Annotated in this window: 11 protein-coding genes and 1 riboswitch; of the genes, 9 read left to right on the top strand and 2 right to left on the bottom strand. The window is 68.7% G+C overall.

The features are described from left to right. Position 1: 1 nt before the first annotated feature. A complete protein-coding gene (locus AC5Y3P_RS16060) occupies positions 2-919 on the bottom strand; it encodes an SDR family NAD(P)-dependent oxidoreductase (protein ID WP_500046913.1) in 918 nt (305 codons plus the stop codon). Positions 920-976: 57 nt separating this feature from the next. On the opposite strand from AC5Y3P_RS16060, the gene AC5Y3P_RS16055 reads away from it, so the two are divergent. The 4 genes from AC5Y3P_RS16055 (at position 977) to AC5Y3P_RS16040 (ending at position 4,724) form a co-directional block, all read left to right on the top strand. Further along, positions 977-1,471: a PH domain-containing protein gene (locus AC5Y3P_RS16055; RefSeq protein ID WP_500046912.1), complete on the top strand. Its 495-nt coding sequence runs from the start codon at positions 977-979 to the stop codon at positions 1,469-1,471. After that, entirely contained in the window at positions 1,468-2,922 is a 1,455-nt protein-coding gene (locus AC5Y3P_RS16050) for a PH domain-containing protein (RefSeq protein WP_500046911.1), read from the top strand. Before AC5Y3P_RS16055 ends, AC5Y3P_RS16050 begins: the two co-directional genes overlap by 4 nt. 110 nt (positions 2,923-3,032) lie before the next feature. Further along, a complete protein-coding gene (locus AC5Y3P_RS16045; protein WP_500046910.1) occupies positions 3,033-3,851 on the top strand; it encodes an HAD-IIA family hydrolase in 819 nt (272 codons plus the stop codon). A gap of 63 nt (positions 3,852-3,914) precedes the next feature. Further along, positions 3,915-4,724 carry an adenylate/guanylate cyclase domain-containing protein gene (locus tag AC5Y3P_RS16040; RefSeq protein ID WP_500046909.1) on the top strand — a complete coding sequence of 270 codons (810 nt, stop codon included), beginning with the start codon at positions 3,915-3,917 and terminating at the stop codon, positions 4,722-4,724. 45 nt (positions 4,725-4,769) lie between these two features. On the opposite strand, the gene AC5Y3P_RS16035 is transcribed toward AC5Y3P_RS16040, so the two are convergent. Beyond that, positions 4,770-6,470 (bottom strand): DEAD/DEAH box helicase, encoded by a 1,701-nt coding sequence (locus AC5Y3P_RS16035; RefSeq protein WP_500046908.1) that lies wholly within the window; start codon positions 6,468-6,470, stop codon positions 4,770-4,772. A gap of 609 nt (positions 6,471-7,079) precedes the next feature. On the opposite strand from AC5Y3P_RS16035, the gene AC5Y3P_RS16030 reads away from it, so the two are divergent. From AC5Y3P_RS16030 to AC5Y3P_RS16010, 5 genes are all read left to right on the top strand, one after another. Beyond that, positions 7,080-7,664: a PE-PPE domain-containing protein gene (locus AC5Y3P_RS16030; protein WP_500046907.1), complete on the top strand. Its 585-nt coding sequence runs from the start codon at positions 7,080-7,082 to the stop codon at positions 7,662-7,664. A 466-nt stretch (positions 7,665-8,130) separates the two neighbouring features. Beyond that, positions 8,131-8,628, top strand: coding sequence for a hypothetical protein (locus AC5Y3P_RS16025; protein WP_500046906.1), 498 nt, complete (start codon positions 8,131-8,133; stop codon positions 8,626-8,628). Positions 8,629-8,703: 75 nt separating this feature from the next. Continuing rightward, complete coding sequence (locus tag AC5Y3P_RS16020) at positions 8,704-9,312, top strand: hypothetical protein (protein WP_500046905.1); 609 nt, start codon at positions 8,704-8,706, stop codon at positions 9,310-9,312. A gap of 220 nt (positions 9,313-9,532) precedes the next feature. Further along, positions 9,533-11,158: a chaperonin GroEL gene (gene groL, locus AC5Y3P_RS16015; RefSeq protein WP_500046904.1), complete on the top strand. Its 1,626-nt coding sequence runs from the start codon at positions 9,533-9,535 to the stop codon at positions 11,156-11,158. 158 nt (positions 11,159-11,316) lie between these two features. Beyond that, a riboswitch (cobalamin riboswitch) is annotated at positions 11,317-11,432 on the top strand. A gap of 64 nt (positions 11,433-11,496) precedes the next feature. After that, positions 11,497-12,348, top strand: coding sequence for an ABC transporter substrate-binding protein (locus tag AC5Y3P_RS16010; RefSeq protein ID WP_500046973.1), 852 nt, complete (start codon positions 11,497-11,499; stop codon positions 12,346-12,348). The last annotated feature ends 14 nt before the right edge of the window (positions 12,349-12,362 follow it).

Below are 12,362 nucleotides of genomic sequence, written 5' to 3'. Positions count from 1 at the left end.
GCTAGACCGGGAAGCTCACGCCGGTGAGCTCCTCGGAAACCGTCCACAGCCGGCGCTGCACGTCCTGGTCGTGGGACTGCTTGTTGGAACCGACCAGCACCGGGTAGCCGCGCAGTTCGCGGAAACCGTCCGGGCCGTAGTACTGGCCGCCGCGGACCGCGGGATCGGTGGCCGCGCGCAATGTCGCAAGAGCGCCGACTTGCGATGAGTTCACGATCCGGGCGCTGATCTGGTTGACGCCGGGCAGGCTCGCGCCGGGGATGTGCCGGATCAGTTCGGTGGCCGACACCCCCGGGTGGGCAGCCACCGCGATGGTCTCGGCGTTGGCGGCCGCGAGTCGACGCTGCAACTCGTAGGCGAACATCAGGTTGGCCAGCTTGGACTGTCCGTAGGAGGCCACCCGGTTGTAGCGGCGGCGTTCCCACTGCAGGTCGGAGAAGTCGATCGCGGCGCGCAGATTGTGCGCGATGCTGGCCACCACCACGACCCGGGACTTCTCGACCGGCAGCAGGTTGGGAAGCAGCAGGCCGGTGAGCGCGAAGTGGCCCAGATGGTTGGTGCCGAATTGCAACTCGAAGCCGTCGGAGGTGGTCTGCTTGGGCGGGTACATCACCCCGGCGTTGTTGATCAGCAGGTCGATGCGCGGATGGCTGGCCGCGAGTTGCTCGGCGGCAGTGCGCACCGACGCCAGCGAGCCCAGGTCCAGTTCCTGCAGCGAAACGTCCGCGTTCGGGGTGGCGGCCCGGATCTGGTCGACGGCGGCCTTGCCCTTGTCCAGGTTGCGCACCGCGAGCACCACGCGCGCACCGCGGGCGGCCAGCACGCGGGCGGTATCGAAACCGAGCCCGGTGTTGGCGCCGGTGACGATCGCCAGCCGGCCGGTCTGATCGGGTACGTCGGCTTCAGTCCACTTACTCATGGGAAGAACAGTAGGCGAGTGCTGGACGCATCGGCAGTGGCGTAGCACGCTGAAGCCGTGCTCACCCCTGCCGGCTTGGTCGACCCTGCCCATCCGCCGAGCCGCAAAGCGCCGCTGCTGTGGGCGCTGTCCGCGGCGATCCGGTGGTCCATCCTGGCGCTGGCGCAACTGATCTGGTTTCTCGCCGACCCGCGTCCGAGCTGGCTGCACCTGCTGCTGGCAGTGTTGACCGTGCTGGGCGCGGTGGTCGGGATCGTGGTGGTTCCGCGTTGGCGGTACCGGGTGCATCGCTGGGAGATCAGCCCGCAGGCGGTCTACACCCGGTCCGGGTGGCTGACCCAGGAGCGTCGGATCGCGCCGATCTCGCGGGTGCAGACCGTCGACACCAACCGCGGGCCGCTGGAGCGGTTACTGGACCTGTCCAACGTCACGGTGACGACGGCGTCATCGGCGGGCGCGGTGCACATCGTCGCGTTGGACACCCCGACCGCCGAGGCCGTCGTCGCGCAACTCACCGACATCGCCGCGCTCGGCGAACACGACGCCACATGAACGAGCAGTGGCAGCGGCTGTCGCCGCGGATGCTGCTGGTGCACCCGATCCATGAGATCGCCCGGCAACTGCCGCTGCTGATCGGTGCGATCGTGCTGGGCTCGGCCACCGACAACCCGCTGTGGTCGGTGCTGGGCATCGCGTTGATCGTCGGCTTCGGTGTGGCGCGCTGGTTCACCACCAGCTTCCGGATCGACGACGACGAGATCGTGCTGCGCACCGGCGTGTTGCAGCGCACCGTGTTGTCGGTGCCGCGCAACCGGATTCGTTCGGTGCACACTGACGCCCGGCTGCTGCACCGGCTGCTCGGCCTGACCGTGCTGCGGATCAGCACCGGCCAGCAGGCCAGCGGTGAGCGGGCCTTCGAACTGGATGCCGTCGAGACCGATCAGGTGGCGCGGCTGCGCGAGATCCTGGTCGCCGACGCGGTCGAACCGGGGGTGGCCGCACCCGTCGAACCGGCGGTGCTGCTGGCGCGCTGGCAGCCGTCCTGGCTGCGCTACAGCCCGCTGAGTCTGTACGGGCTGGCGACCATCGGCGCCGCGGTGGGCCTGATCTATCAGGCCGGCTTCGGAGAACTGCTCGAGCAGTCCGAATGGGTGCGCACCGGTTTGGATACCGCCGCGCGGCTGGGTGTGCTGGTGGCGGTCACCGTCGTGGTGCTGCTGGTGGTGTTGGCCTCGGTGCTGCTGGCGGTGCTGCGGTCGCTGCTGACCTTCGGCAACCTGGTGCTGCAGCGCCGCGGTGAGTCGCTGTACCTGAAGTACGGACTGCTGCGGGTGCAGGAACGCACCTTCGACCTGAGCCGACTGCGCGGCGGCACGTTGCGGGAGCCGCTGGTGGTGCGGGCGTTCGGCGGCGCCCGGCTGGACGCGGTGATGACCGGGGTGGCCGGCGCGGGGGAGTCCTCGCTGCTGCTGCCGCCGTGCCCGGCCGAGGTGGCCCGCGGTGTGTTGGTCGGTCTGGTCGGTGATGCTGACGTGGTCCTCGGACCGCTGCAGCCGCATGGCCCGGCGGCGGCCCGACGACGGTGGACCCGCGCATTGGCCGGGCCGCTGCTGGTCGGTGGGCTGCTGCTGGTCGCGGCCGTAATAGTCGGGGTGCCGGTCTGGGTGTGGGTGCTGTGGTCGGTCGCCGTCGCGGCGGCGGTGTGGCTGGGCGCCGATCGGGTGCGCGCACTGGGACACCGGGTGGGCGGCGGCTGGCTGGTGGCCCGCAGCGGCAGCGTCGAGCGTCGCCGCGACTGTGTGCAGACCGCGGGCATCATCGGCTGGACCGTGCGTCAGACGTTCTTCCAGCGTCGCGCCGGGGTGGCCACCCTGATCGCGGCGACCGCGGCCGGGACCAAGGCTTACCGCGTGCTCGACGTGCCGGCCGACCTGGCCTGGGCGGTGGCCGGGGCGGCCTCACCGTGGGTGGCCAACAGTGCGTGGGCCCGCCGCCCGGACTGACCGCGAGCCGGGTCTTTCCGGCGTGCTTCCGGCGTGCTTCGGACGTGCTGGGCGGCACAGCCGGCGGCCCCGGAGTTGCATCGCGCGGGCGTGCGCCTACTGTCGGCGGCATGGCGGTCGGCGGAGTGCTCTTCGACATCGACGGTGTGCTGGTGACGTCCTGGCAACCGATCCCCGGCGCCGCCGAAACCCTGCGCCTGCTCGAAGAGCAGCAGATCGCTCGGTCGTATCTGACCAACACCACCACCCGCACCCGGGTCCAGATCGCCGATCTGCTGACCGAGGCCGGGATGGCCGTCCGGCCCGACGAGGTGATCACGGCCGCGGTGCTGACCGCCGACTTCGTCCGGGACCGCTACCCGGATGCCCAGTGTTTTCTGGTCAACAGCGGCGACGTGGCCGAGGACATGCCCGGACTGGATGTGGTGTCTTCGGTGCAGACCCGCGGCGGGCCGATGCCACCCGCGCCGGACGTGGTGCTGCTCGGCGGTGCCGGCCCGGAGTACGACCACGTGACGCTGTCCTGGGTGTACGACTGGATGGCCCAGGGCGTGCCGGTGGTGGCGATGCACCGCAGCACGGCGTGGACCACCACCGAAGGTCTGCGCATCGACACCGGGCTGTACCTGCTGGGTATGGAGCAGGCGTCCGGGCGTACTGCCACCGCGGTGGGCAAACCCGCGCCGGAGGGCTTCCTGGCCTCGGCGGCGCGGCTCGGGGTGGAACCCGATGAGATGTACATGGTCGGCGATGACCTCAACGTCGACGTGCTGGCCGCGCAGGTGGTCGGAATGACCGGGGTGCTGGTGCGCACCGGCAAGTTCCGCCAGCACACCTTGGACCGGTGGGCCACCGACGAGTTCGCGATGCAGCCCAACCACGTCATCGACTCGGTTGCCGACCTGCCGGAACTGCTCGGCCTGTCGTGATTTCGGTGCGTTTGGGGGCGGTGAGCGCCCCTTAACGCACCGAGATCGCTAGGGTTCGACCCCATGACTGACGTGGCCTGGCAGTTGACCGCGGCCGGCGTCGGCGTCCTGGCGGTGGCCGCGATCATCACGCTGTCGATACTGCTGGCGGTCTCCCGCAGACAACTGAGCCAGACCCGGGCGGAACTCGACCGGGTCCGGACTGAACAGGGCCGACGACGTCGTCGTCGTGGGGTCGCGCCGCTGGCGGTCAAGGCGGTGTGGCAGACCGCGGATTCGCTGCTCAACAAAGGCATCGGCGCCACCGTGCGCAACTCGATCGAGGACCTGGCCGGGTGGGCGCAGGTGGAGCGGCCCGATCTGGCGCGGCTGACCGCCGACGGCGACGTGGTGATCGCGTTCTCCGACATCGAGGGCTCCACCGAACTCAACGACAAGCTCGGTGATCGGGAGTGGGTGCGGCTGCTGGAGCGGCACAACAAGCTGGTCACCGGTTTGGTGGAGCGGCACGGCGGACATGTGGTGAAGAACCAGGGCGACGGCTTCATGATCGCGTTCGCCGATCCGGTCGAGGCCGTGCGGTGCAGTCTGGCGATTCAACGGGCGCTGACCGAGCGCAGCGAGCGGCACGGCTCGATCCGGGTCCGGATCGGGATCCACCAGGGCAGCTCGGTGCGCCGCGGCGACGATCTGTTCGGCCGCAACGTGGCGATCGCCGCGCGGGTGGCCGGTCAGGCCGACGGCGGTGAAATCCTGATCACCGAACCGGTACGTGCCGCGCTGGACGACGTCGACGACATCGACGTCGGCGCCGCCCGTGCGGTCGAACTCAAGGGGATCAGCGGCGCGCAGGAACTGTTCCCGGTCGCGTGATTTCGGTGCGCCCAGGGGCGCTCACCGCCCCCCAACGCACCGAAATCACAACTCGCGGTGCAGTTGTCGGACCGCGTCGATGCGTTCCTTGAGCTGTTCGCGGGTCGCGGCGGCAACCGGCGGTCCGCCGCAGCGACGACGCAGCTCGTTGTGGATCCAGCCGTGCGGCTTGCCCGACTTGTGGTGGGTGGCCGAAACCAGGGCGTTGAGTTCGCGGCGCAGTTCGCGCAGCTGCCCGTGCGTGGACGCCAACTGCGGCAGGTCGCCGGAGGCGGTGCGTTTCTGCAGCTGCTCGTCTTGGCGGCGCGACAGCAGATCGCGCATCTGGCTGGCGTCGAGCAGGCCGGGGATGCCGAGGTAATCGGCCTCCTCGTCGCTGCCGGCCGGGGCGGCCGTACCGAACGACGAGCCGTCGAAGATCACCTGATCGAGTTCGGCGTCGGCGCCCACCATCTCGAAGCCGTTGTCCTGCTCACCGGGTTCGTCGCGGCGCTGCTCGCGCAGTTCGGCGTCCAGCGGATCCTCGTCCTGGTTCTCCCGGTGCGGTTTGCCCAACACATGGTTGCGCTGTTCTTCGAGTTCGGAGGCCAGCTGCAGCAGGTTGGGCACCGACGGCAAGAAGATGCTGGCGGTCTCCCCGGGCCGACGCGACCGCACGAAGCGGCCGATGGCCTGGGCGAAGAACAGCGGCGTCGAGGCGCTGGTGGCGTACACCCCGACCGACAGCCGTGGCACGTCCACGCCTTCGGAGACCATCCGCACCGCCACCAGCCATTTCGAGGTGGCCGCCGAGTAGGTGCTGATCCGCTCCGAGGAACCGGGGTCGTCGGAGAGCACCACGGTCGGGGCTTCGCCGGTGATCTTCAGCAGCAGGTCGGCGTAGGCGCGGGCCGCGGTCTGATCCGAGGCGATGATCATGCCGCCGGCATCCGGCACGTGCTCGCGCAGCTGATTCAGCCGCCGGTCGGCGGCCGCGATCACCGCGGGCATCCACTCACCGGCCGGGTTGAGCGCGGTGCGCCAGGCGCGCGCGGTCTGTTCGGCCGACAGCGGTTCACCGAGGCGGGCGGCGTGTTCCTCGCCGGCGCTGTCCCGCCAGCGGGCCTCGCCGGAGTAGGCCATGAACACCACCGGCCGCACCACGCCGTCGGCCAGCGCGTCGGCGTAGCCGTAGACGTGGTCGGCCTGCGAGCGCTGGTAGCCGGCCGCGTCCGGTTCGTAGCTGACGAACGGGATCGGGCTGTCGTCGCTGCGGAACGGGGTGCCGGTCAGCGAGAGCCGGCGGGTGGCGTCGCCGAACGCCTCACGCATCGCCTCGCCCCAGCTCTTGGCGTCGCCGCCATGGTGGATCTCGTCGAAGATCACCAGCGTCTTGTGGTTCTCGGTGCGCACCCGGTGCCGGGTCGGGTGGCTGGCCACCTGGGCGTAGGTGATGACGACGCCGTGGTACTCGCTGGAGGTCTGCGAGTTGGAGTTGGAGAACTTCGGGTCCAGCGCGATGCCTTGGCGGGCCGCCGCGGCGGCCCACTGCACCTTGAGGTGCTCGGTGGGGACGACGACGGTGACCTGCCGGACGGTGCCCTGGGCCAGCAGCTCGGCCGCGATGCGCAGGGCGAACGTGGTCTTCCCGGAGCCGGGGGTGGCCACGGCCAGGAAATCGCGCGGCTGGGCGGCCAAGTACTTGACCAAAGCCCGTCGTTGCCAGCTCCGCAGTGCCTGGGTGCTGGGCGCTGCGTCACCCCGCACCCGTGGACTCCTTCCTGAAACCAGATGGACTCTACGGGAACGGATTACGCAGACGCATATCGGTGCGGCGTGTCGGGGCCGCGTGTCGTGGATGGTGGGTCGGGGTTGCTGGTCGGGCTTGCGGGCGACCCTGGCGGTGCATTCGGCAGCGGTGCTTGCGGCACACACGGCGCCAAAGTCGCCCAGCCGGTTCGGTGCCGGAGTTTCGCTGACCTTGAGCGGCCAGGGGAGGTTGCTCGGGGGGAACGAAGATGGCGAATCTCGCTCATTCATCAGGGCGTTCGTCGCGACTGCCGTGGGCGTGTCTCAACGGAATCGAGAGCTACCTGTACGCGGGCCTACCGGTGGTCCCGAGCGGGGTGGTTGCAGGGCCGGAGACCTGCTGAGCCGGTGACTCAGGGGTGGGTCGAAACGGGGGGTAGGACATGTTCTGTTCGCATCAGCGGTGGGGTGCGGCGGCCGCGGCCGCTGCGCTGCTGTTCGGGTCTTCGCTGGCGGGGATCGCGGCGGGGCACGCCGAAGAAGCGGTGCTGGTGCCCGGGGCGACGGTGTTCAAGGCGATCAACCCGGCCGGACCGGCCGTGGAATCTGCTGGCGAGCGCCAACGCGGTGTTGGGTACGCAGTTCGTGCACGGCCCACCGATCGCGGCGACCAACCCCGTCGATGTCCCGGCCGAGAACGTCACCGTCGACGGCAATGTGACGACCTATTTCGTGCCGACCGAGAACCTCCCGCTGACCGAGCCGCTGCGGCTCGTCGGAGTTCCGGATCAGCTGGTGGATCAGGCCGACCGGGTGCTGCGGCCAATCATCGACGCCGGCTACCTGCGGCACGACAAGCCCGGCGACACCCGTCCTTATCTGCACGACGGCGAGATCAAGCGGAATGTGCCGGCCCCGGCGTTGGGTCAGACGACCGAGCCGTCGGCCTCCCGTGCCGGGAAGGCGCCGCAACGGGCGCCGGAGTTGAAGCAGAAGGTTCGGGATCGGCTGGGCGCACCTGGCCCGCAGCGGCGCGTCGGTCCGCTGGAGCGAATTGCGGACCGGGTGGATCGCGTGGCGTCCGGGATCGAGCAGCGTCGGCAGCAGCGGGCTGACAAGGTCGAGAAGGTGGTGACTGCCGTCAAGGAGCGTCAGCAAGAACGCCGGGGCCGCCTGGCCGAACGGGTGAGCGCGGAACGCCAACACCGCTGAGAGCTGGACACGCAGGCGGTAGCTGCGTGTCAGTCGAAGACGGGACCTCATTCGGCATTGAACCCGCGCCGAGTGAGGAACCACGCACACTTTTGCTGCCGAGTGAGGAATCCTGCAGGTGCTACGTGCCGACTGAGGAATCCTGTACACGTTGTGCGAGTAACCCTGTGCGTCACTCCTCACTCGGCGGCGACGAGATACGTGATTCCTCACTCGGCGGCGACGGGGTACGTGATTCCTCACTCGGCGCCGACGAGGTACGTCATTCCTTGCTCGCGGCTCTACGAACATCGAATGAGGAATCCTCCTGCAGGCTTTCAACGCGGTGGCGGTGGCGGTGGCGGTGACGGTGACGGCACGGTCGCCGAGCGCCGGCAATTCAATGCCCGAACCAGCACCCCACACCGGTTAGCGTCGAATGGTGACCGTACAACGTCCGGCGCGCCGCGGGCTGCGCTGGTGGCATGTGCTGCTGGCGGTCGTCACCGCGGGCATCGCGGTAGCCGGGTTGCTCTTCGCGGTGCGAATCACGTTGTTCTGGTCCCTTTTTCTCGACGACGACAACTGGGGCCAGCAACCCATGGATGCTGAGGCGGCATCGGAGGCGCTGCAAGGCAGGGATGTCATCATCCCGGACGGGTTCGTCTTCGAGGACGCGTCGGCCTACGTGGTGTTCTCCGGCTACGACGACTACCGCGGCCGCTACCGCGCGCCTGTGGACCTGGCCGCAGCTGAGCAGGCGCTGCGCGACGTCAATTCGGACTTTCCGCTGTTTCGCTCGGCGGGCTGCGACGACGAGATCATCGAGGATTTCGACAGCAGTGCTGGTTTCACGTGCAGTCCGGACGCAATGTTGCGGGTCAGCACCCGCACCGTGGATGGCACACGGTCCTTTCGGACAACTTCGCCGGCGCTCCGCCCAACACCGAGACTCTGTTGTTGGTCGATGATCACGCGCAGGTAAGGCTGTTCGTCTTCGCGCGCGGCAACTGATGAGCAGGCGCGACCAACATCGCCCCCGACCGAAATGGAGTGTCCGGTGAATTCCAGCCGTCGACGACCAGCCGATCCCGAGCGGCTACGTCGCGCCCGCGTGCAGCGCGTTCTGACCCTGGTCCTGGCGCCCATCCTGGTCGGCTTCGTTGCCCTGATCGTGGCCTTCGGAGTGATGTTCTTCGTCTTCGATGACGACCCGAAACCGCGTCATCTCGATGAGCGGGGTTCGGCACGGTTGATGGAACACCTCGAGATCGCAATCCCGGACGGCTTCACGTTCCTGGACATGACCGAGTCGCCGTTCTTCACCGGTGCCCCGGCGGTGTGGGGCACCTACCGCGCCCCCGGAACCTTCGATGACGCCGTCGCCGCCGTCGCGCAGGCCAATCCGGGCTTTCCGGCGCTGCGCACACCACGCTGCAACGACGAGATCGTCGCGGACTTCAGTCGGCGACCGACCTTCGTGTGCAACGCGGACACCCCGCAGCCCGGCGCGCTCCCGTACCACCAACTCGCGGTGACCACCCGGGTGGCGTCCGGCAACGACGTGCTCACCGACGACTTCCAGGGCACTCCGCCGCGGGCGCACACCCTGCTGATCCTCGCCGCCGGGGATCGGGTGGATCTGTTCGTCTACCAGGCCGGCAGCTGATCGTCTCGATCTCGGCAGGAATCGTCCGATCGCGACGGGCGAACACACCTTGCACTCGCCATGCCCGAGTGCTAAGAATGCAGTTGGCACTCTCGACTTGTGAGTGCTAGGTCGGGACGGTGAGGCAGGGGCCCAATTCCCCACGGCCGTCCGTCGCGGGCACTGCACCCGGCCAGCGTAAGTAATTGAGTCATCCCCTATATGGAGGAAGAACTTCGCAATGGCCAAGACAATTGCGTATGACGAAGAGGCCCGTCGGGGTCTCGAGCGGGGCCTGAACGCCCTCGCCGACGCCGTGAAGGTGACGCTGGGCCCCAAGGGCCGCAACGTCGTCCTGGAGAAGAAGTGGGGTGCCCCCACGATCACCAACGATGGTGTGTCCATCGCCAAGGAGATCGAGCTGGAGGACCCGTACGAGAAGATCGGCGCTGAGCTGGTCAAGGAAGTCGCCAAGAAGACCGACGACGTCGCGGGCGACGGCACCACCACCGCCACCGTGCTGGCCCAGGCTCTGGTTCGCGAAGGTCTGCGCAACGTCGCGGCCGGCGCCAACCCGCTCGGCCTCAAGCGCGGCATCGAGAAGGCCGTCGAGAAGGTCACCGAGACCCTGCTGAAGAGCGCCAAGGAGGTCGAGACCAAGGAGCAGATCGCGGCCACCGCCGGGATCTCCGCGGGCGACACCACCATCGGCGACCTGATCGCCGAGGCCATGGACAAGGTCGGCAACGAGGGTGTCATCACCGTCGAGGAGTCCAACACCTTCGGCCTGCAGCTCGAGCTCACCGAGGGTATGCGCTTCGACAAGGGCTACATCTCGGGTTACTTCGTGACCGACGCCGAGCGTCAGGAAGCCGTCCTGGAGGATCCCTACATCCTGCTGGTCAGCTCCAAGATCTCGACCGTCAAGGACCTGCTGCCGCTGCTGGAGAAGGTCATCCAGTCCGGCAAGCCGCTGCTGATCATCGCCGAGGACGTCGAGGGCGAAGCCCTGTCCACCCTGGTGGTCAACAAGATCCGCGGCACCTTCAAGTCCGTGGCCGTCAAGGCGCCGGGCTTCGGTGACCGCCGCAAGGCGATGCTGCAGGACATGGCCATCCTCACCGGTGGTCAGGTCGTCAGCGAAGAGGTCGGTCTGTCCCTGGAGACCGCCGACATCTCGCTGCTGGGCCAGGCCCGCAAGATCGTCGTGACCAAGGACGAGACCACCATCGTCGAGGGCGCCGGTGACTCCGACGCCATCGCCGGCCGGGTGGCCCAGATCCGGTCCGAGATCGAGAACAGCGACTCCGACTACGACCGCGAGAAGCTGCAGGAGCGGCTGGCCAAGCTGGCCGGCGGTGTTGCGGTGATCAAGGCCGGTGCTGCCACCGAGGTGGAGCTCAAGGAGCGCAAGCACCGCATCGAGGACGCCGTGCGCAACGCCAAGGCCGCCGTCGAGGAGGGCATCGTCGCCGGTGGTGGCGTGGCCCTGCTGCAGTCGGCTCCGGCTCTGGACGAGCTCAAGCTCGACGGTGACGAGGCCACTGGCGCCAACATCGTCAAGGTCGCGCTTGAGGCTCCGCTGAAGCAGATCGCCTTCAACGCAGGCCTGGAGCCCGGCGTGGTCGCCGAGAAGGTGCGCAACGAGAAGTCCGGCACCGGGCTGAACGCTGCCACCGGCGAGTACGAGGATCTGCTCAAGGCCGGCGTCGCCGACCCGGTGAAGGTCACCCGCTCGGCGCTGCAGAACGCGGCGTCCATCGCGGCGCTGTTCCTCACCACCGAGGCCGTCGTGGCCGACAAGCCGGAGAAGGCCGCCGCTCCCGTCGGCGACCCGACCGGTGGCATGGGCGACATGGGCTTCTGAGTCCAGCTCTACACGGGAAGGCCCGGTCTGCTTCGGCAGGCCGGGCCTTTCGGCATCTGGATGCTTGCAGCGCAGCAGGTTTCAGCAGCACCGTGGCCACCACGCTGATCACCACGTTTTCGGCCGGTCCGCGCCGAGAGCTAGGCTCGTCATGCCCGGCGCCGTCGGGCGCGTGGTGTCCAGTGAAGTCGGGTTCGAAACCCGCGCTGTCCCGCAACTGTGAAGCCGTTCGACGCGGCCAAGCCAGGTCAGCTGAGCCACGGACCGAAGCCTCCTCGGATGAAGGACTGGTTCTCGTCGTGAAGCACCCCGCGAAGTGCCTGGCGCAGCTGATCGCGATGCTGTCGGCGCTGCTGGCCGTCTGCCTCGGCGCCTGCACGGCGGCACCGCAACCCGCCACCAACACCGGGGAGCGTCCGCAGCGAATCGTGTCGCTGAGCCCGTCGGCCACCGAGACGCTCTGGGCGCTCGGCGCCGGTCCGCAGGTGATCGCCGTGGACGGGCAGTCCAACCATCCCACCGGCGTGCCCACTCAGGCCGACCTGTCCGGCTACACCCCCAACATCGAAGCGATCCTGAGCTATCAGCCGGATCTGGTGATCATCGACGACGCGCCCGACGACCTGGCCGCCGGGTTGGGCGCGGCCGGCGTCGAGCTGCTATCGCAGCCCGCGCCGGTGAACCTCGACGACGTCTACGCCCAGATCGAGCAGATCGGCGCGGCCACCGGACAGATCACCGAGGCCGACGAACTGGTGGCCGAGATGCGCCGCGAGATCGACGACGTCGTCGCCGCCACCCCACGCACCGACCTGACCTACTACCACGAACTGGATCCCACGCTGTTCAGCGTCACCGGGGCGTCGTTCGTCGGGCACCTCTACGGGCTGTTCGGGTTGACCAACATCGCCGACGGCTCCGGCACGGACGCCTACCCGCAACTGTCCGAAGAGTTCGTGGTGAGCGCCGATCCGGAACTGATCTTCCTGGCCGACGTGCAGTGCTGCGGGGTGAGCGCGGCTGCGGTCACCGAGCGGCCCGGTTGGGCGCAGGTGTCGGCGGTACGCGACGGGCGGATCTACGAGTTGGACGCTGACGTCGCCAGCCGTTGGGGCCCACGGGTGGTCGATATGGTGCGCCAGATCGGCGACGTGATCGCAGAGGTGCACGCTGTCGCGGCCGCGGGCTGACCGGCACCGCGGGG

The sequence above is a fragment of the Mycobacterium sp. NGS45 genome, from assembly GCF_059812645.1.
Note: the sequence above shows the minus strand (reverse complement) of the source record. Positions and strands in the feature narration are given on the sequence as shown.